Below are 18,759 nucleotides of genomic sequence, written 5' to 3'. Positions count from 1 at the left end.
CAGTAACCCTCCATAGCTTCTCGAATGACTCACCAGAAGCTTGGCAAAGAGGGTGACCTGGCAAATGCGCGCGCGTTTGCCAGGTGCGCGCGATCTAGGCCCGAATCGGATGCGAAATCGAACGCGTGTGACGAATGCGCGCGCGTTTGCTGAGACACGGCCGCGTCAGTCGGACTGAACACGACTCCGCGGCGGCCCGGCAGGCCCGCTTCTTCCGCCCTCGTGCAGAGCGACCACAGACCACCCTGCGCCCACCATGGACAGGACCAATACAGCTCCAATTGCGATCATGTGACCAGAATGGACTGCTTTTACTCCAAATAGTGCAGTCCAGTGTGCGAGAGTGGCATGCATGGACTCGTTCGACGCCTCCGCCATCACGGCCCCGGATCTGGCCGCCCGGATCGACCCATCGACGTTGCGGAACCGATCCGGTGGTCCGCTCTACCTCGAGATCGCCGACGAGTTGCGGCGACTGATCGAGAACGGTGAGGTGTCGGCGCAGACGCGTCTGCCTGCCGAGCGGGCGTTGTCGATCAGCTTGGACGTCAGTCGGGTGACGGTCGCATCGGCGTACCGGCATCTGCGCGAGGGTGGGTGGATCAGCGCCCAGCGAGGTTCGGGTACCTACGTCTCGCCGACGGGGTCTTTGCCGTCCTGGGGTTCACTGGCCGGCGACCGAGAGACTGCGAATCTGGAATTCGTCAACGCCTCCCCGTCGGCATCGCCGCTGTTGTCCGACGCGTACGGTGTTGCGGCAGAGAAGATTCGAGACCGTTTCACCTTGGGCGGGTACGCTCCGTCCGGTCTGTTCGAGCTCCGAGAGTCCATCGCCGCGTACTACCGAGGGCGCGGAGTGCCGACCACCGCCGACAACATCCTCGTCACCTCCGGTGCCACCGACGCCATCCACGCTGTGTTGGCGACGTTCACCGAGCCCGGGGCCCGCGTATTGGTGGAGCACCCGACGTATCCGGGCGTCGTCGAACTCGTCCACTCCCTCGGCGGTCGTTGCATCCCGGTGCCCATCGATCCGGACAACACCGACGAGTTCGTGGCTGCGGCAGACAGGTCCGCGCGGCAGAGTGCACCGACGTTGGCGTATTTCATGCCCGACTTCTCCAATCCGTCGGGTGCGCGACTCCCCCTGAACACCCGCCGACAGCTGTCCGCCACAATGCACCGCCACGGCGTACTGACCATCGTCGACGAGGTGGCAGCCGATCTGTGTCTCGACGGTTCACCGGATATCGAACCCTTCGGAGCCGCCACTCCGGACGTGGCGACGGTGACCGTCGGGTCGACGAGCAAGACGGTGTGGGGCGGGTTGCGAGTCGGGTGGGTTCGCGCCGAAGCCGGTCTGTTGGCGCGGGTCTCCGCAACCTATGCGCGACGCCAGCTTTCGGTCTCGATCATCGATCAACTGGCGGCCATCGAGTTGTTGGGTAAATACGACGAGGTACGGCGAGTCCGCGCGGAGGCGTCGAGAACGGCCCGCGATCACACCGTCGCATTGCTGCGTGATCATCTGCCGGGCTGGCACTTTCGAGTTCCCGACGGCGGTCTGGCACTGTGGTGTTCCCTACCCGACGGCATGCGATCCAGCCATCTCGTTGCCGACGCCCAGTCGCAGGGACTACTGCTGGCCCCCGGACTGAGATTCGGAACGGGGTACGCCTTCGACGATCGTCAGCGCATTCCGTTCACCCGGTCACTGTCCGACATCACCTCGGCGGTCAAGATCCTCACTCGCCTGTCGTCGGAGAACACCCCGACGCCGGCCGCCGCGTCGAGCACGCCCGCTGCGGTGGTGTGAGCCCCGACGGCCATCGCAAACGCGCGCGTTCGCGAGACGCTCGCGAATTGGTCACCTGGTCAATGGCGGAATCGCGCGCACCTGACGAATGCGCACGCGTTTGCGATGTCCCAGGGCCGGCAGCACTCAGAGCCGGAGGGACTGGACGATTGCCGTGACGCGCCGCTCGCGAGTGTCGTCGCGTTTCGCGTCGGCGACGGACCTTGCGTGTTCCTTTCGCGTCGACGGTGCCAGCGCATCGAACGCTGCTCGGAGAGTCGGATCCGCGTCCAAGGCTGTCGCCAGCGCCGGCGGAACCTCGATCACCTGCGGTTGGTCGTCCAGCTCGATCGTCACGTCGACGGTGTCGCCGGCCTCGACGCCGAGTGTGGCGCGAACGCTCTTGTTGAGTCCGAGCAAATTCTCGCCACCCATTCGGCCGATGCGTCCGCGCACCGTCTGACCACCGATCGTGAACCGAACTGGTGGCGTTTTGGTGGAACCGAGGGACGCGACCTGCTCGTCAGTGAGCACAATGGCCGCCGCCGGGCCCCGCGATTCGAGGACCGTGGACATCCGCAGAGCCGTTGCTGCCATGCGGACAGGCTATCGGTCACAGGTGCGCTCAGTGTCCACAATTCGCGTCGAGACGCGGGATTCCGTCATCGGCTCCGAATAGTGGACAGTCAGCGCACCTGGCCGACAGTAATCAGGCTTCGGCTTCCACGATTCGCTTGATTGCGGCCAGGGTGCGAGGGATGCCGTCGAGTGCCGCCTGGCTACGGGTGTCGATCTCCTTCTGCGCGTCCTCGCCGAACTTGCTGTGGAAGAAGGCGATGCCGTCGGGCAGGAAGTTCCAGTTCTCGGTCAGTCGTGTTCCGCCATCCACGGTTTCGAGGGTATAGCCCCAGCGAACGAAGTTGTCGCCCACCACCCAGGCGAACTCGCGACCTGGTTCGGCTGCGGCGACGGTCGACACGGTCTCCCACGTGCGACCCGGCACCACGTTGCGGCCGGTGAAGGTCGATCCGACGCCACCGCCGTCGGCCTCGTTCCACCAGCACTCCTGGCAGATCGGGCTCCATTCGCCTGTTCGGGTGATGTCGGAGACAACGGCGTACACGTCGTCGACCGACGCAGCGACGACGACGGATTCGGAGAACTCGAGTGCAGTCATCTCTCCATTGTCCATCTGGCACCCGCGAAGCTGTGAGCAGACCCGCTGCCCACAGCAGAACTATTGGCATGCAATCGAATTGGGAATCACACTCGAACCATGAGCGAAACGCCACGAATGTTCCCACCCGAACTCCGCATTAAACTCCTGCGTCATCGTGTCCTGGTGCTCGACGGCCCCCTCGACGACGACAACGGCACGGTCCTCACCACCCATTTGTTGACATTGGCCGCCGACAACTCCTCGGCCGACATCGCTCTGTGGATTCACTCCCCCGGCGGATCGGTTCCCGCGATGCTCGCGATCCGCGATGTGATGCGGCTGGTGCCGTGTCACGTGTCGACGCTTGCACTCGGGTTGGCCTGCAGCGCCGGTCAATTCCTGTTGTCCTCCGGTACGCGCGGCAAGCGGTATGCCCTGCCGCATTCGCGAATACTGATGCATCAGGGATCGGCCGGCATCGGTGGGTCGGCCGTCGAAGTGGAAGTACAGGCCAACGATCTGCGTCATACCCGAGATACGGTGCTCGGGCTCATTGCCGACGACACCGGGCAGACACGCGAGCAGATCTTCGACGACTCTCTGCACGACCGTTGGTTCACCGCGGAAGCAGCCCGCCAATACGGGTTCGTCGACGCGATTGTCGACTCGTTCGATCAGGTCATGCCCGCGCGACGGGCGTCGTTCGGAATGGAGTTGGCCCGATGAGCACGTACACCATTCCCAATGTCATCACCCGAGATTCGCGCGGAGAACGCGTCGTCGACGTCTATTCGCATCTGCTCAGTGAGCGCATCGTCTATCTCGGTACCGGTATCGACGCAGGGGTCGCGAATGCGATGATTGCGCAGCTTCTGCATCTGGAGGCCGATTCCCCCGACCAGGAAATCTCGATGTACATCAACTGCGAGGGCGGTGACACCGCTGCCATGCTCGCGATCTACGACACGATGCAATTCATCGGATCACCCATTGCCACAACATGTGTGGGCCGAGCGGTAGCAGCCGGCGCAGTACTACTCGCTGCCGGCGCACCGGGACGACGCTCTGCGCTGACCCACAGCCGGGTGGTGTTGCATCAGCCTGCGGCGCAGGGACGCGGCACCATCCCGGACCTCATTTTGGCCGCTGACGAAGTCGTCCGAGTGCGAGCCGAGATGGAGGCAATTCTGGCGGCACACACCGGACGCGACGTGGACACGCTTCGACACGACACCGACCGAGATCTGGTGTTGACGGCACCGGCTGCTCTCGAATACGGCGTCGTCGATCAGGTTCTCGAGGGGCGTCAGGCAGCCATCAACGTCGCGTCGCCGCGCGAGAGGTCGTGATACGCGAGGCGTGAGATTTCGGCCATCGACGTACCCAATGCGCCGACGACGGCCGCGAGGATTTCGCTCGACGGATCCTTGCGGCCGCGTTCGAGCTCCGACAAGTATTGCGGCGCAATACCTGCGCGTGCGGCGGTGTCGGCGAGGGTATCTCCGCGGGCGTGTCTGCGTTCGCGTAGTCGTCTGCCGACCACCTCGCGCCACAGGGGTTCCACCGCGCGCGCTGCTCGACGCTCATCGATTCGTATGACCTGGCCCATGATCGGAGCCTAGGCCCCCTGTCCGTGATGGGTCACAGATTCTGCTCAGAGCAGAGAGCTCGGTTTCACGAATGTCCTCGCATAGCGTTTCTGCCAGGGCGTCTCGACAGCGCGGTGCGAGTAATTGCTACGGACATAGTCGATTGCAACATTTCCCGGCATACCGTCGAGTGCAACCAGGCAGGCCAGTGCGGTGCCCGTTCGCCCCGCACCGCCGGTACACGCAATCTCGACTCTCTCGGTTGCGCAGCGGCGCAATACATCTCGTAGTCCGACCTCGAGCTCATTCGAGTCGGACGGCAGCCAGAAATCGGTCCAGCGAACCCATCGACTGTCCCACGCGAACTCGCCCGGATCCGTGCCCTGCAGGTAGACACCGAAGTCCGGCAACGGACCGTCAGGCATCGAATCACGCAAGGCACGTCCACGAACGAGACTGCCCGACGGCAACCGAAGCACGCCCGGACTGTGTAAGTCCCACATTCGAGGCGTCCTTTCCTTGTCGTTCGCGACACCTGTTTCTGCCCAGCACCGATATTGTGCCCCCATGCGCTCAGTTGTTCTTGCCTTCGCCGCACTGGGGTTCACGGTGGGTCTGCTTGCGTCCGTGTCGGGATGGGCCGACACCCTGTACGTGGAACCCGGCCAGAGGAGCCGAGCCTACGCAACCACCGCCGATGTTGCCCTGCAGGTTCGAGTCGGCCTCTTCCTCGAGTGGTGGACAAAAGTGCAACCCATAATCGGTGCCGTTGTCGGTGCCGCCGTCGGATTCACGCTCCACTGCAGAGGCTTTCGCCTTTTGCGCGTCGGAGAGACATGACGGCTCTACTCGACACCAGGCTTGGTCCACTCGATTGTGTGTCGAAACCCTACGCGGTGTCGCATCTTCGCACCCGGTAGCCACTTTTCGGCCATGTCTCCGATCTCGTCGAAGCTCAGCACCGGATCCTTGACCGGGAACGGTGGCGGCGGTGCTGTCACCGGACTCGGCCACGGGTGGCGCAGAAATCCGATCAGGGGGTTGGTCACGATGGAGACTGAATCCCACATCAGATCTCGTACGCTTCGCGGTGGCGCAAGCCCGACGATGAGCACTCGCCCGCCCGGCGTAAGAATCCGCCCGACATGACGCAAGGCGTCGTCGATGTCAAGGTGATGCAGGACGGCGACCATGGTCACGAGATCGATCGAATCGTCTGCCCACGAATCCAGTTGACGATCCGTGATCGATACGTTGTCGACGTCGTTAGACGTGGCCTCTGCGATTCGGCGCATGTCCGCATCGGCATCGACCCCGACGACGTGTTCGAAATGAGGAGCCAAGGTGCGCACCAGGCCACCCCGTCCACAGCCCATGTCGAGCGCACGGCCACGCCGGTCCGGCAGATTCGCCAGAATCCAACTGTGGAAGTAGTCGTTGTGACTCCATGGGTGTCGCTCGTTCAGCTCACGAAGCCACTGGGCCCCTCGGCCTCCGATGAGGGACGTTCCCATTCGTCTCAGCACCACGGAACTCAGTATCCACGAGACGCACCTCGGACGGCTCGACGAACGATGTCAGCGAGTCAGCTGCACGATCCTGGGCTTTTCGGAAGTTCTCGGACGAGCATTCCTAGCCACGCATCCAACGCTTCAGCGGTGACCGACGGTGCTTCGAGCGGAGTCAGATGACCCACACCAGGAACAGTGATCACAGACGATTCCACCGGCAGCAATTGCCGCAGTCGAAACGCCTGTTCGACGGGAATCCAGGGGTCCTGTTCGCCCCATCCGATCGAGGTGTTGCAGCGGACTCGGGGAAGGGCATCGACGATGGGCCGCGTGTGGTCGGGGCGCAGTTCGGCGATCTGTCGGTAGAACGCAGGCTGGCCCTCGTCGGATATCCAGGGTTCGGTCAACATCGCCACGATGTCTGCGTCCAGCCGCTGATGTGCCGCTCCCGCAATGTATTCGGTAACCAGTGCCGAGTGCAGGCGTGCAGGCAACGCAGCGAAGACCTCGGCGTTGTCGGCGACGAGTCGGAAGAACTCGGATCCCCAGGGCTCGAGGGTCACCACGTCCCACAGGTAAAGGCCGCCGAAATCGCAGCCGTGAAATAGATGGGCTCCCAGGGCGGCTGCACCGCCGATGTCGTGAGCGACGACGAAGGGCCGAGTCAGCTGCCAGTGGTCGAGCAACAGCGCGAAGCGCAGCATCTGGGTGGGCAGGTCGGTCCGGACATCGGATCCCTGTGCAGACTGGCCGTATCCGGGCATGTCCCAGAGATAGACGCGATGCCCAGTGCTGAGGTGGCGCGCGGCCTGCGCCCAGACCTGAGCCGACCACGGGGTTCCATGGCAGAACACCACATCAGCGGACGGTTCCGCTCTGTCGGGTGTCATCTCGTAGGTCGCCACCCTATCGCCGCCCACGGACACGAAGATGGGCTCTGGTAGATCGAATCTGTCGATCGTCATGGGGTGAACGTAATAGTTCAGGTCGACCTGAAGTCAATGTGAGACCATCGGCAAGTGAAGATCGGAGAGGCTGCGCGCGAACTCGAAGTTCCGACGCACGTCCTCAGACATTGGGAGGACGTCGGTGTGGTTGTGCCCGAACGCCTCTCGTCGGGTCACCGCGATTACAGCGAGGAACACCTGCGTCGACTGCGGGTGCTGAGGGCCTGTCAGGACGTGGGAATCAGCTTGTCCGACATCCGCCTGATACTTCATCGAGACGAGCCCGAACGAACCGAAGTCATCGCAGACCATCTGGCCCGAGTCCGACGGCAGCAAGCTCGACTCGCCAGTGCCGAGCGCTTTCTCGCGCACGTCGTCGCGTGCACACACGATCTGCTCACCCGATGCGCGCAGTGCAGCGAGTACTCCGCTACGCAGGCTGGGCCGACTTCCCAAGAAGTACGCTGAGTTTGCAGAGGCTCTCGCCACCCTCATTCAGGCGCGGACGAGTGCAGCGAGTTCACGAAGGTACGTTCCCGGCGTAATTCCGGCGACGCCCCGAAAGTCGTTGATCATGTGAGCTTGATCGACGTAGCCCAGGTCGGCAGCAATACGGGCAGCATCGGCTGCGGGGAGCGACAAACGTTGCAACACTGCTTGTAGTCGAACCCGTCGGGCGACTGCTTTTGGGCCCATCCCGAGTGACGATCGCAGCGCCCTCTGCACGGCACGTTCACTGACCCCAAGCATTCCTGCCACCGATTGCCCGGGTTTTCTGCCGATGCCCCGAGATAGAGCATCGACTGCGGCGTTTGCGAGAAGGTGTTCGGCAGTCGGTGGTCGTTTCTCCAGCATCTCAGTGATGACCGAATCTGCGCGTAGAGCATGGTCGGCAGCCGAATCTGGCCCGGAGACGCTATTGAGCATGTCGAAGAGTAGTTGGTCGGTCTCTTCGTTGATCGGTTGCGCCGCCGAAAGTCTCGTGGGATCGAGGTCGGACACGACCGCCAGTCCAGCTGGACGCAGTCGGACGGCGAACACGAAGCCTCGACCTCCGATCGTCCGGGACCACGCCCTGCGTTGAACATTGGTGATCATGAACGGCGCAGGCACTGTACCGGTCTCGATACTGACCGTGACTGCCGGAAATTCGAGGACTCGCTGTTCGACGGTTTCGTCCGCAGACAATTCCCATCGCACGCTCCAGTACGCGTCGACAACATCTCGAACCTCTGCAGCCGGTTCGTGCCAGGTTGCGTCGAAGCGACGGAGAAGCGCAGGAGCCATCACGCCGGAGCGTTCGTGAACGTCGATGGGCTTGGACGCGACCTGCCTTTCTTCCATGTCGCAATTCTGCAATACACCGAGCCTCGGGTCTCGAGACGATCACGCTATGACCACCACTTCTTGGACCGATGTCGACCGAGTGACTCAACCGGGCCGAAGGGGAGTGTCGTGAACTGGTTGGGAGTAGCCGGGGCAGCGGTTGTGTACTACGCACTCGGCGCGCTGTGGTTCGGCCCCTTGTTCGGGCGCACATGGGATCGCTCGATCGGGCGTGATCGGGCGCAGACAGGAGGCCGATTCCCGTTGTCCTACTACGTGGTTCCGCTCTGCTGCTCGGCGGCGACAACCATCGTGATCGCTCTCGTTCTCGACGCCATCAACGCGGATGCCGTGGTATCCGGGGTGCTCGTTGGACTGGGTGTCGGGTTGGCCTCCGCTGCAGCATCATTGACCAACGCGCTGACGCCCCACACTCCACAACCATTCGTGTTCGGAGCTGTCACCGCGAGCTACCACCTCACGGGAGCGACAGTAGCGGGTGCGGTCCTCGGAGTCGTCTAGGACGACGCGCGCGGCCGTCCGTGGCGCGAAGCCGGGCGGATCGACCTGACGTCGGACTTCGTCGAGGCCCAATTGGACGCGTACATCCCTGTTGATGGACGCACGAGGTCACTGACCTTCCAGTAGCTCTGCGAGTCTTTTCAAGTCGTCGGCGACCATGCCGAGATCGCGCTCGAATTCGTCGTCGCTCAGTTCGATTTGTCGGACCGTGAACAGAATTTCCGCCCCATTTGGATGACTCAGCACTCTTACGGGGTTGTTCACGACGGTCCCCGACGGCAGTGTCACGTCATGATCGAGGACGCCGAGGTCGTTGTGCGGCACGAAGCGTACTGTCACCTGTCCCATCGGCGAATCTACGAGAAGCCGATCACCGTCGATGGTCACCGGGCTGTGCGCCAGTCCTGCCGCCCATTTGGGCAAGTTCGCAGGATTCGCGGCGAACTCGTACACCTCGTCGGGTGTACGCCTGATAACTCGAGCCACATGTCTACTTGCCACAAAGGGTTCTCGGTTCATAGCAGCGACCCTACGTAAGACGGGCCGCGACGTTCTTCCAGAAATCGGACCGGTGTCAACGTGGTGAGTGCACGTACCTCGTCACACATGTGCGCCTGACTCGCAAAGCCTGCGGCATACGAGAGCGACGCCAGGTCGGGAACGGTGGCAGCAACGTCGACGAGCCGCCCGACGCGAATGACCCGGGCGAGGGTTTTCGGGCCGTAGCCGACCTCGTCGACAAACCTCCGATGCAGCTGCCGAACACCGACTCCCAAGCCGACGGCGAGATCACCGACTTTGATACCCGGCGACGCCTCGAGCACCTGCACAGCGGCCAGGACCAGCCCGTCCTCCGCAGGCCTCATGGCCCGAACGGTGAGGTCGGCGAGCATCTTTCGCCGCGCTGGCATCGCACCGTTCGGATCGTGGCCCGTAAGGACATGGGCAGCCTCCAACCAGGACGCTCCCAGCGCTGCGACATGCGGTTGCTGATCACACAATTCACCGACTGGAATCGCACTGACCCTTCGAGCTGCGGACGGAGCGAGACGCACACCGACCATCTCCAGCGGACCGAGGGTGACGGCTCGTCGAGCTGCGGTATCCGGGCCCGCCGCCTCGAGTCGTCCATCGGAGAACCAGATCAGATCCACACATCCGTCGGGAACGGTCAACGGCCGGTCCCCCGGATGGGATCGACGCTCCCAGGTGCACCGAATCCCGTCGACGGGCGAGGGAAATTCGGCGTAGGTCCTTTCCGGCGGCAGCATGGAAGGAATTCTCCTCGATCGGGGCCAGATCCTCCGTCGAACCGGGATCGAACACCGTGGTCACCGCTGAAAATCGGGCAGAGCCCTCCCTGGCATCCACCATCCGATCTTGAACGTGTTCAAAAACAGGTCTATGTTCGAATTTGAACACGTTCAGAATTGAGGTGAATCGATGGCTCGCACGTCCGAGACTCGCGACAAGGTGGTCGAGGTAGCTCTACGCCTCTTTCGTGAGGAAGGGTTCCAGGCGACCACGATGCGTCGCATCGCCGACGAAGCGGGCGTCTCGCTCGGGAATGCCTACTACTACTTCGCCGGCAAGGACGAACTCGTCAACGAGTTGTACACGGTGATCCAGCGCGATCACCGCGAGCGCGCACTCCGCGTCCTCGTCGACGGCGGATCACTGTCCGAAAACCTTGCTGCCGTCTTGCATTCCGGCCTGGACGTGATGGAGCCGTATCACGCCTTCGGTGGATCGTTCCTACAGTTGGCGTTGCCCACCCGGTCCAGTTCCAGTCCGTTCTCGGAAGAATCGTCCGACGCCAGGTCCATGGCCATCGACCTCATGCGAACCACCTTGGAGACGTCGAAACAGAAGGTTCCCGGTTCTCTGAAAGACGTTCTTCCGCAGCTGCTCTGGATGATCTACATGGGTGTCACCCTCCATTGGGTCACCGACTCCTCGGACAACCAGGCACGCACCCGCATCCTGGTCGACGGGCTCGTACCGGTGGTGGCCAAAGCCGTACGCCTCGCTCGTCTCCCGGTGGCGCGGGGGTTGGTCACCGACGTGGCCGGCCTGTTGAAACGAATGACCTCTCCAGAAGGGTTGGACCAGTGACTGATTCACCATCGACTGTCGTCGTGTGCGGTGCCTCCGGCTACATCGGCCGGTACCTGCATCGCTCCTACGAAGATCGCGGCATTCGCGTCAGAACCGTCGGGCGCGGAACATCCAGTGATGCCACATGGTCCGACCATCGCGGCCTCGTCGACGTGCTCGACGGTTCCGATCTGGTCGTCAACCTCGCAGGCCGCTCGGTGAGCTGTCGCTACAACAAGGCGAACGCGGACGAGATCATGTCATCGCGCATCCAGACGACGGCCCAACTCGGGCGTGCCTTGGCTCAGGTCCAGAACCCACCCGAGTTGTGGGTCAACGCCAGTACGGGCACCATTTATCGCGATTCGCGCGACAGGCCGATGGACGAACAATCCGGCGACATCGGGTCGGGATTCTCCGTCGAGGTCGCCCGCGCCTGGGAGCGTGAGCTGTTCGACGCCGATGTGGCCATTCGCAAAGTGGCGCTGCGTATGTCGATAGTGCTGGGTGCAGGCGGCGGTGCGATCAACCCGATCATCGACCTGGCCCGAGTCGGACTCGGCGGCACGATGGGCGACGGCGGCCAGATGTTCAGTTGGGTGCACGTCGCCGATGTCGGACGCATCCTCGATCACCTCTACGACAACACAGGCATCTCCGGCCCGGTGAACTTAGCCACGCCGTTCCCGGTGACCAACGAGGAGCTGATGCAGAAGGTGAGGAGCACTCTGGGCCGAAGCCGCGGGTTGCCGACACCGGCATGGCTGCTTCAGTTCGGGGCACGAGTGATTCGCACGGAGGCAGAATTGGTCTTGAAAAGCCGTTGGGTGGATCCACAGGTGTTGACAGGCAGCGGTTTCGAGTTCCGATACCCCGACCTGCAGGAAGCGCTGACCGACATCGCATCCGAGACGCCCCGAGGGTTGCTCCCCGTCGCCCTCGGGTGACGGGGAGGTCCCGAACCTAGACGAGCGACGCCGACAGTCCTCCGTCCAGGATGTAGTGGCTTCCGGTGATCCACGACGCCCGGTCGGAGGCGAGGAACAACGTCACTTCCGCGATGTCCTCTGGCGTTCCCAGTCGTCCCTGCTTCGCGGCGACCAGGTCACCGAACGGAATCTGGGTCGCGGCTTCGAAGTCCGGGACCAGTCGGTCGACCATCGCAGTGTCGGCAAATCCGGGGCACACCGCATTCACCCGCACTCCCGATGCTCGCATTTCGAATGTGGCGACGCGGGTGACCTGGATGACTGCAGCCTTTGTAGCGCAATAGGATCCGAGCAGCGCGGTGCCGCCCACACCTTTTTCAGCGACCAATATCTGGCCGCCGCCGATATCCCCCGATCGGCCGTCGGGCATACACTGAGGTGACGACCACGCGCGGAAAGGACCCGGCACATGACCCAGACCGTTGATCCTCGCGCGCGTATCGAAGAGCGAGCCCGCAACAAGTTCGAGGCCAAGCGCACCGAACTGGCCGAGGCGACGCTGCACACGCTGGCCGAATTGGGTTACGCGCGCACGTCACTGCGGGAGATCGCGCAGAATTCCGAGTACTCACACGGCGTGCTGCACTACTACTTCACCGACAAACTCGACCTCATCACGCACGCCGTTCGCCAGTACGAGGCCATGTGTGTCACTCGCTACGACGAGGTGGTGGCCAACGCCGTCGACGCCACCGGCTTGTACGCGGACTTCGAGGAGAAGTACTTCGCCACTCTGGCCGAGGACGCCGGCATCCATCGACTCTGGTACGACCTGCGCAATCAAGCCCTGTTCGACGGCTCGTTCCGCAACGACGTGCTCGAGATCGAGGCGCGTCGCGAGGACATGATCTGGCGCGTGGTCGCTCGTTACTGCGAACTTCGCGGCTCCACTCCCGCACTCGACAACGCCTCGGCCTACATCCTCCTCGATGGCATCTTTCAGCGCGCTCTGCTGCATCACCTGGCCGACAACACAGCCGAGATCGCTGCCGCGCGTCGCCAACTGCTTGCTGCGTTCGCATTACTGGACTGCCCGACGCCTCAGTAGGTTCCCGGTCGAGTCCCCGTGTAGATGCCTGGAACCCGAAAGCGAAGGGGCGCTTCGTCGTATTCTTCGATGGCGTGTGCCGTCCACCCGACAATGCGGGCGAGTGCGAACAGCATCTCCGGTGTGTCGGACTCGAGCCCGTAGGCGAGGGTGAACGTGGCGAGAGCGAAATCCGAGTTCGGAAAGGTATCGAATCTGCTACTCACCTCCTCGATTATCGTGTCCGCTGCAGCGATCACTACGGGGTCCGCACCGTGAGCCGGGTCCCGAAGCAGTCGCAGTAGTTCCTCGGCACGCGGGTCTCGGTCGGTGTAGATGACGTGCCCGAAGCCGGGCACCCGCTCCCTGGACCTCAATTGTGTTGCGAGAGCGCCTATCGGATCGTCGATCGCCATCGTCAGGAACCGATACACGGGATCGGCAGCGGAGCCGTGCAGCGGGCCGTCGATGCATCCCAGACCCGCCGAGACTGCCGAATACAGATTGGCTCGGGTGCTCGCTGCCACCCGAACTCCGAGCGTCGACGCAGCAAGACCGTGGTCTGCCATCAGGACGAGCGCGGCCTGCAGCACCGCCAGACCGTTCGGATTCGAGGAGTCGGACTTGATTGCCGCCCAGACCGATTCGACAACCGAAAGCTCCGAGGAACCACCACCGAGTGCTGCTGCGACCGTCGCCAGCAGCTGCCCTGCCTCGCGGACGACGGATGTGGACCCGGTGTCGAATCGCATCGGTCGGTAGGTGGACGCGATGTCGACGGCGATGCGGATCCGATCGATGGACCGGCAATCCGGCGACACCAGCCTTGTCGCTTCTCTGCATCGTTGCACCACAACGGAGTCCGCGTGGAAGTGGACTTCGTCCAGCAATTCACCCGTCCAGACGAAGTGTGCAACCGACTCGAACGCACGCGAGCTGAGCGCCACCGCATCACGCCCCCGGTAGTACAGATGCCCGTCGTCGATCAGCGTGATCCGAGTTCGAATTCGTTCCACGGCACCGATATCGGTACGCCGAGCGGTGTCGCGTCCGGCGAGAGATTCCACCTCGTCTACGTCGAACACACTCCCCCGCACGCCGGTCAGTCGAGTGCTGGTCAGCAGACCGCGGCTGACGTACGCGTACACCGTTTCCGGCTTGACCCCCAGCCGTGCGGCAGCCTGCGCGGTGGTGAGCATGTTCCGACCGTCGGCGTGCGTCATGTCCGCCTTTCACATTGATTCGATCAACATTGACAATAATCAACGTTAGCGCGGATCGTAGGGGTTGACCAGCGCAAAGGAGTGCAGCCATGACCGTTCTCGATGCCCCACGGGGGCTCCACAACGTCGTTGTCACCACCACATCGATCGGAGATGTTCGCGGCGACGAAGGTTTCTATCACTACCGCCAGTACTCGGCGATCGACATCGCGCTGCACCTGACCTTCGAGGACGCATGGTTCCTCATGGTCGAAGAACGATTGCCGGACGATTCCGAGCGCGCCGAATTCCTGCGCAAGGTGGCACCGCTGCGAATATTGCCGGAGGCCGTCGCAGCTGCGGTGAGAAAGGTGGCGCAATCGGGTCCCGAGCAACCCCTCTTTGCGTTGCGGACGGTGTTGTCGGGATTGGCAGGCGCAGTTCCCCTCTACGAGTCGTCGGAATCGGACAAGCGTGTGACCGCGCTACGTCTGTGCGCGATGACGCCGACCATTCTGGCTGCCGTACACAGGATTCGGACCGGCAAAGAACCCGTGGAACCGCGCGAGGATCTGACCACCGCGCAGAACTGGTTGTTCATGATCACCGGACAGGTGCCCGACGCCGATCGTGCCCGAGCGATCGATCGATATCTCACCGCCACGATCGATCACGGGTTCAACGCGTCGACGTTCACTGCGCGAGTTGTGGCGTCGACAGGTTCGGACATCGCATCCGCAGTGTGTGCTGCCATCGGTGCCTTCGCTGGTCCGTTGCACGGAGGTGCCCCGGATCGCGCTCTCGACGGGCTGGACGAGATCGCCGACGTCGATTCCGCGGACGCCTGGGCGCGAGCGAAAATCTCTGCAGGCGAACGCATCATGGGCTTCGGGCACCCGGTGTACCGAACCGACGATCCCCGATCGGTGATGCTGCGCGAAACTGCGCAGGAGTTGGGCGGGGAGCCCATCGACAAGGCTGTTCAGGTCGAGAAGGTCATCACCGCTGCGCTCGCCGATCTGAAACCGGATCGAAAGCTGTACGCCAACGTGGAGTACTACGCCGGTGTCGTGATGGAGCTCTGCGGAATTCCTCGGTCGATGTTCACGCCCACCTTCGCCTGCAGTCGGATGGTCGGGTGGTGTGCCAACATCGTCGAGCAGTCACATGACAGCAAGATCATTCGCCCGATCGCTCGCTACGACGGCCCAGTGCCTTCGGCAGTGGTGCGGTCGAGTGCCACCCAGGGCACCTGATCACGCCACTGCGGCGGAGCCGCATCACGGTGTGCCATCATGATCATGCGCCGGTGCGCGCAGCGGCGGTGGGGCTCGCCGTAACCGAACCTCGGTCCTCGGACCGACAACAGTCCCTGTCTCGGCACTCGTATGTCCGCAGATAGGGAGCAGGTTGATGAACAATTTCCACGAGACGCACGGCGCTACCGCCGATGGGTCCCTGCCGGTCGACCCCGACAGCCCGGCCCCTTCCCGCCCAGTGCATGCCCAACCAGCCGCTATTGCGGCCGTAGCCCTCGGCGGCCTGGTAGGCACCGGTGTTCGATACGCGGCCGAGACCGCGTATCCGCCCAATTCGGGTCCGTTCCCTTTCACCACTCTCGTCATCAACCTCACCGGAGCTTTCGTCCTCGGGATGCTGTCGGAGCGTCTTGCGCTCTCCGGCCCTGACGAGGGCTGGCGACGCCGAATCCGATTGTGTATCGGCACCGGGGTACTCGGCTCGTACACCACCTACAGCTCCTTTGCTCTCGAGACCGTGGAACTGCTGCAAGATCACCGGGTGTTGGCGGCCGCGTTGTACATGACCGTCAGTGTGGTCGTCGGTACGTTCGCAGCCGGGGCAGGCATAGTTCTCGCGCAACGGTTCGGTGCCCACACGGAGGACAAGCGATGATCGCACTGTGGGTCGTTCTCGCCGGAAGTGCCGGGGCAGTGAGCAGATTCGTGCTCGACGGCGTCATCCGAACGCGACTGAAGACCGAATTCCCCTACGCCACAGTGCTGATCAACGTCACCGGATCGGCCGTACTCGGCATCGTGGCGGGGTTGGTGATGTTTCGGTCTGCACCTGAGCAGGTGCAGGCAATTATCGGTGTCGGGTTCTGCGGTGGTTTCACCACTTTCAGCACCGCAAGTGTGGAGACCATCCGCCTGCTCGAACGCCGCCGCTACGGGCTCGCCGCGTCCAACGCCATCGGCACGGCGCTCGCCACCACTGCGGTCGTCGGTGTCGCGATGATCGCGACGGCGTACATCTGATGAGGGCGCATGTTCGTTCTGCAGTGCACGATTCGAGGAGGCAATGATGTCCGGTTCAGACCACCACCGACGCAGCGCGGTAGAGCACATCGACGGACCGGACGGTGGTCCCCATACCCACAAGTGCCCGCTGGTGGTCGTTTACGACGGCGGCGACATCTCGCATCACGCACTGACGTGGTCGCTGCAGTTCGCATCGGGGATCGGAGGATCGGTGCATGTCGTACACGTGATCGACCTAGCCGACACACCCGTCGACCCCGACTCGGAGACGTACGAAGAGGACACCGAGGCCCAGGCAGGGCGCGAACGTGAACGTGCAACCGAGGCACTCGACCGAGCCGACGTTCCATGGACCTACGATGCGGTCTACGGAACTCCCGGCGGCGCACTGGAATCATTCGGACGGAAGTACGACGCGTCGATGATTGTCCTGGGTGCGTCCGGCGGCGGTTTCGGTTCGGTACTACGCAGATTGGGCGGCGAGTCCGCAGCCGACAACCTTGTTCGACACTGCGGTCGGCCGGTTCTGACAGTGCCCGCTTGACTCAGCTGAACCGTTTCGGCCCCTGACTCGACGAGCGCGTCCAGATCGTTGTTCGACCCGTGCTGGACCCGAACGGTGGCCTCGATTCACAGTGCTCTATCCGGACTCGGCACCGGCCTTCACGTAGTCTTGATCGATTTCCGAGAGCGAGACAGTCGAGTCACTGATAGGTCCTGAACCAACCTGAGCGAAGGCCGAATGATCACAGACTCTTGATTTTTGCGAACGGGTAGCTGCCCACGAGTACGACGATGAAGACATAGCCCGCCAGACCGAGTAACTCCCACGTCGTTCTGTCGCGTTGGAAGTCGGTGAAGATCCAAAACAGTGGAGCCAGCAGCAAAGTAGCGGCAGCGACGCCGCAGACCACGAATATCCTGTTCGCCCGTGCACGCAGGTGCGGCGTCGTCTTCACTCGGTCCGGCACGTCGCGGCGGTAGTAGTCGACGTGGAGCGCCTTTCCTCGAAAGCCAACTGCGGCGCCGTACGCGAACGCGCAAACTCCGACCATCAGTAGCAGCGCAAGTACGGTGTTCACGTATCACTGCGCCGTTGCAGCTCGACGCGACTTGGCCAGCGATCTGTAGTTGCGAATTGTGTTGACGCACAACCATCCGGTCACGATGGGTGCGAAGAAGCCGAGTGCCAGGCCCTCGCCCATCAGCGAAAACACAACGACTGCGAACCCGATCAGCGTGACAGCCACCGAATCGATCTTTCGACCGATAGACGAACCCGAGGTCGCCACGATGCCCGGAAACCGCGGCGAGTCGACAAGAATCCGTATCGCCGCGACGCATGCAACCAGTCCTGCAACGACCATGAACGCGAACACAATCGTTCCACCCCAACCGATCTCGGCCCAGTTCAACCGCGGCTCGAACAACCCGCGAAAGAAAGCCTCGAGTATCGGGACCGACGCGAAGTAACCCAGATACAGCAACACGATGGGTCCTGCCAGACCTGCAGTCGTCCGCCGATTCGCCATACCGAACGGTATCAAACGGCTCGGCTAGAAGCTCGAAAGCAAATCCTCCGTGATGACGACAGTCGCAAATTCCCCGTGCAGGTTTGTTGCCGTCATTGCCGACAAGGTCGCCGCGGGCACCGTGGTTCCGTCGAGTGCGAGGCGATCGAAGGTGTGTGTGGCGTCGATGACGAAGTAGGCGTCGTAGCCCAGGTTTCCGGCCATGCGTGCTGTCGTTTCGCAACAGTGGTTGGTGGTGATCCCGCAGATCACGACCTGGTCGATGCCCTGTGCACGTAGCCAGGCGTCGAGATCCGGCGTGCCGTAGAAGCTCGAATTGACCCGTTTGCTGATCAGCAAATCCGGAGTTCCTTCGATGACGTCTTTGAACGCATGCCCCGCACCGGTCGGAGACAATGGCGACACAGGGTTGTCGGAGTCGTGTCGAACGAACACGATCGGCCATGCCTTGGATCGCCACGAACGAACGAGGGCAGCAATATTGGTTTCGCACGACGGATTGTCCCGCGGGCCCCAGAATTCGGAATCGTCGAATCCAGCCTGCACGTCGACGACGATCAGAGCAGGCCGTTCGAGACGTATCGGCGGTACGTTCATGCTGTTCAGGCTAACCTCCGAAAGCCGTCGAGACCACAATGCCGGGTGGCCCCTTACCCACCCTCGTTCTCGTTCGATCAGCACACGGTAGTGCACTGTGCGGTGTGCGCCGTACTCCGTGAATTGTACTGAGCTGCACTGTGAACGGGTGGATACCCGGGACGCTGCTCACCACGCGGGAGAA

The 18,759-nt window shown here is 62.7% G+C and carries 27 protein-coding genes; 12 read left to right on the top strand and 15 right to left on the bottom strand.

The genetic code is table 11. The annotated features are described in order from the left end of the window. Nucleotides 1-352: 352 nt before the first annotated feature. The gene (locus tag QM590_RS22695) at nt 353-1,816 is read left to right on the top strand and encodes an aminotransferase-like domain-containing protein (protein ID WP_269596450.1); all 1,464 of its coding nucleotides are present in this window, start codon (nt 353-355) and stop codon (nt 1,814-1,816) included. A 126-nt stretch (nt 1,817-1,942) separates the two neighbouring features. Here the strand turns inward: QM590_RS22695 and QM590_RS22690 are convergent, their stop codons facing one another. Next, nucleotides 1,943-2,392, bottom strand: coding sequence for a YdeI/OmpD-associated family protein (locus QM590_RS22690; protein ID WP_269596451.1), 450 nt, complete (start codon nt 2,390-2,392; stop codon nt 1,943-1,945). Between the two features lie 112 nt (nt 2,393-2,504). Further along, nucleotides 2,505-2,972 (bottom strand): SRPBCC family protein, encoded by a 468-nt coding sequence (locus tag QM590_RS22685; protein WP_269596452.1) that lies wholly within the window; start codon nt 2,970-2,972, stop codon nt 2,505-2,507. Nucleotides 2,973-3,071: 99 nt separating this feature from the next. On the opposite strand from QM590_RS22685, the gene QM590_RS22680 reads away from it, so the two are divergent. Together QM590_RS22680 and QM590_RS22675 are read left to right on the top strand one after the other, a co-directional pair. After that, nucleotides 3,072-3,680, top strand: a complete 609-nt coding sequence (locus QM590_RS22680) for a ClpP family protease (protein WP_269596453.1) — start codon at nt 3,072-3,074, stop codon at nt 3,678-3,680. Further along, the gene (locus tag QM590_RS22675) at nt 3,677-4,303 is read left to right on the top strand and encodes a ClpP family protease (protein WP_269596454.1); all 627 of its coding nucleotides are present in this window, start codon (nt 3,677-3,679) and stop codon (nt 4,301-4,303) included. Before QM590_RS22680 ends, QM590_RS22675 begins: the two co-directional genes overlap by 4 nt. Here QM590_RS22675 and QM590_RS22670 read toward each other — a convergent pair. The 5 genes from QM590_RS22670 to QM590_RS22650 all read right to left on the bottom strand — a co-directional run bounded on the left by QM590_RS22670 (nt 4,261) and on the right by QM590_RS22650 (nt 7,019). Beyond that, the gene (locus QM590_RS22670; protein ID WP_269596455.1) at nt 4,261-4,563 is read right to left on the bottom strand and encodes a helix-turn-helix domain-containing protein; all 303 of its coding nucleotides are present in this window, start codon (nt 4,561-4,563) and stop codon (nt 4,261-4,263) included. The genes QM590_RS22675 and QM590_RS22670 overlap by 43 nt on opposite strands. A gap of 45 nt (nt 4,564-4,608) precedes the next feature. Further along, a complete protein-coding gene (locus QM590_RS22665) occupies nt 4,609-5,046 on the bottom strand; it encodes a protein-tyrosine phosphatase family protein (protein ID WP_269596456.1) in 438 nt (145 codons plus the stop codon). A 70-nt stretch (nt 5,047-5,116) separates the two neighbouring features. Continuing rightward, nucleotides 5,117-5,344: a hypothetical protein gene (locus tag QM590_RS22660; protein WP_269596457.1), complete on the bottom strand. Its 228-nt coding sequence runs from the start codon at nt 5,342-5,344 to the stop codon at nt 5,117-5,119. Between the two features lie 44 nt (nt 5,345-5,388). Beyond that, nucleotides 5,389-6,057: a class I SAM-dependent methyltransferase gene (locus tag QM590_RS22655; protein ID WP_269596458.1), complete on the bottom strand. Its 669-nt coding sequence runs from the start codon at nt 6,055-6,057 to the stop codon at nt 5,389-5,391. A gap of 71 nt (nt 6,058-6,128) precedes the next feature. After that, entirely contained in the window at nt 6,129-7,019 is an 891-nt protein-coding gene (locus tag QM590_RS22650; protein WP_269596459.1) for an alpha/beta fold hydrolase, read from the bottom strand. Nucleotides 7,020-7,073: 54 nt separating this feature from the next. Between QM590_RS22650 and QM590_RS22645 the strand changes: the two genes are divergently transcribed. After that, nucleotides 7,074-7,469, top strand: a complete 396-nt coding sequence (locus QM590_RS22645) for a MerR family transcriptional regulator (RefSeq protein WP_269596460.1) — start codon at nt 7,074-7,076, stop codon at nt 7,467-7,469. Nucleotides 7,470-7,496: 27 nt separating this feature from the next. On the opposite strand, the gene QM590_RS22640 is transcribed toward QM590_RS22645, so the two are convergent. Then, complete coding sequence (locus QM590_RS22640) at nt 7,497-8,345, bottom strand: helix-turn-helix domain-containing protein (RefSeq protein WP_269596461.1); 849 nt, start codon at nt 8,343-8,345, stop codon at nt 7,497-7,499. A gap of 111 nt (nt 8,346-8,456) precedes the next feature. On the opposite strand from QM590_RS22640, the gene QM590_RS22635 reads away from it, so the two are divergent. Further along, entirely contained in the window at nt 8,457-8,849 is a 393-nt protein-coding gene (locus QM590_RS22635) for a DUF1761 domain-containing protein (protein ID WP_176460187.1), read from the top strand. 108 nt (nt 8,850-8,957) lie between these two features. Here the strand turns inward: QM590_RS22635 and QM590_RS22630 are convergent, their stop codons facing one another. Both QM590_RS22630 and QM590_RS22625 read right to left on the bottom strand, forming a co-directional pair. Further along, nucleotides 8,958-9,368, bottom strand: coding sequence for an SRPBCC family protein (locus tag QM590_RS22630; RefSeq protein ID WP_255183122.1), 411 nt, complete (start codon nt 9,366-9,368; stop codon nt 8,958-8,960). Next, entirely contained in the window at nt 9,365-10,120 is a 756-nt protein-coding gene (locus QM590_RS22625; RefSeq protein WP_269596462.1) for a helix-turn-helix domain-containing protein, read from the bottom strand. Before QM590_RS22625 ends, QM590_RS22630 begins: the two co-directional genes overlap by 4 nt. Before the next feature lie 172 nt (nt 10,121-10,292). On the opposite strand from QM590_RS22625, the gene QM590_RS22620 reads away from it, so the two are divergent. Beyond that, nucleotides 10,293-10,964: a TetR/AcrR family transcriptional regulator gene (locus QM590_RS22620; protein ID WP_094686960.1), complete on the top strand. Its 672-nt coding sequence runs from the start codon at nt 10,293-10,295 to the stop codon at nt 10,962-10,964. Beyond that, nucleotides 10,961-11,893: a TIGR01777 family oxidoreductase gene (locus QM590_RS22615; RefSeq protein WP_094640720.1), complete on the top strand. Its 933-nt coding sequence runs from the start codon at nt 10,961-10,963 to the stop codon at nt 11,891-11,893. The genes QM590_RS22620 and QM590_RS22615 overlap by 4 nt, the downstream gene beginning before the upstream one ends. A gap of 16 nt (nt 11,894-11,909) precedes the next feature. Here the strand turns inward: QM590_RS22615 and QM590_RS22610 are convergent, their stop codons facing one another. Then, complete coding sequence (locus QM590_RS22610; protein ID WP_256989484.1) at nt 11,910-12,305, bottom strand: SDR family NAD(P)-dependent oxidoreductase; 396 nt, start codon at nt 12,303-12,305, stop codon at nt 11,910-11,912. Nucleotides 12,306-12,344: 39 nt separating this feature from the next. Between QM590_RS22610 and QM590_RS22605 the strand changes: the two genes are divergently transcribed. Further along, nucleotides 12,345-12,983 (top strand): TetR/AcrR family transcriptional regulator, encoded by a 639-nt coding sequence (locus QM590_RS22605; protein ID WP_068055190.1) that lies wholly within the window; start codon nt 12,345-12,347, stop codon nt 12,981-12,983. Here QM590_RS22605 and QM590_RS22600 read toward each other — a convergent pair. Then, nucleotides 12,977-14,185 (bottom strand): citrate synthase, encoded by a 1,209-nt coding sequence (locus QM590_RS22600; RefSeq protein WP_269596463.1) that lies wholly within the window; start codon nt 14,183-14,185, stop codon nt 12,977-12,979. The genes QM590_RS22605 and QM590_RS22600 overlap by 7 nt on opposite strands. A gap of 89 nt (nt 14,186-14,274) precedes the next feature. On the opposite strand from QM590_RS22600, the gene QM590_RS22595 reads away from it, so the two are divergent. From QM590_RS22595 to QM590_RS22580, 4 genes are all read left to right on the top strand, one after another. Then, nucleotides 14,275-15,420 (top strand): citrate/2-methylcitrate synthase, encoded by a 1,146-nt coding sequence (locus QM590_RS22595; protein WP_269596464.1) that lies wholly within the window; start codon nt 14,275-14,277, stop codon nt 15,418-15,420. A 157-nt stretch (nt 15,421-15,577) separates the two neighbouring features. Further along, a complete protein-coding gene (crcB, locus tag QM590_RS22590; RefSeq protein ID WP_269596465.1) occupies nt 15,578-16,078 on the top strand; it encodes a fluoride efflux transporter CrcB in 501 nt (166 codons plus the stop codon). Then, nucleotides 16,075-16,443, top strand: a complete 369-nt coding sequence (crcB, locus tag QM590_RS22585; protein ID WP_269596466.1) for a fluoride efflux transporter CrcB — start codon at nt 16,075-16,077, stop codon at nt 16,441-16,443. The genes crcB (QM590_RS22590) and crcB (QM590_RS22585) overlap by 4 nt, the downstream gene beginning before the upstream one ends. 46 nt (nt 16,444-16,489) lie before the next feature. Continuing rightward, nucleotides 16,490-16,990, top strand: coding sequence for a universal stress protein (locus QM590_RS22580; RefSeq protein WP_269596467.1), 501 nt, complete (start codon nt 16,490-16,492; stop codon nt 16,988-16,990). 202 nt (nt 16,991-17,192) lie between these two features. Here the strand turns inward: QM590_RS22580 and QM590_RS22575 are convergent, their stop codons facing one another. Genes QM590_RS22575 through QM590_RS22565 form a run of 3 tightly spaced genes read right to left on the bottom strand, consistent with a single transcriptional unit; the run spans nt 17,193 to nt 18,575 of the window. Beyond that, the gene (locus tag QM590_RS22575; protein ID WP_269596468.1) at nt 17,193-17,528 is read right to left on the bottom strand and encodes a hypothetical protein; all 336 of its coding nucleotides are present in this window, start codon (nt 17,526-17,528) and stop codon (nt 17,193-17,195) included. A gap of 3 nt (nt 17,529-17,531) precedes the next feature. After that, nucleotides 17,532-17,978 (bottom strand): hypothetical protein, encoded by a 447-nt coding sequence (locus QM590_RS22570; protein ID WP_269596469.1) that lies wholly within the window; start codon nt 17,976-17,978, stop codon nt 17,532-17,534. 24 nt (nt 17,979-18,002) lie between these two features. After that, a complete protein-coding gene (locus QM590_RS22565; RefSeq protein ID WP_269596470.1) occupies nt 18,003-18,575 on the bottom strand; it encodes a cysteine hydrolase family protein in 573 nt (190 codons plus the stop codon). Nucleotides 18,576-18,759: the final 184 nt, after the last annotated feature.

Source organism: Rhodococcus sp. IEGM 1372, from assembly GCF_030056835.1.
In the GTDB taxonomy this organism is placed as follows: Bacteria; Actinomycetota; Actinomycetes; order Mycobacteriales; family Mycobacteriaceae; genus Rhodococcoides.
Note: the sequence above shows the minus strand (reverse complement) of the source record. Positions and strands in the feature narration are given on the sequence as shown.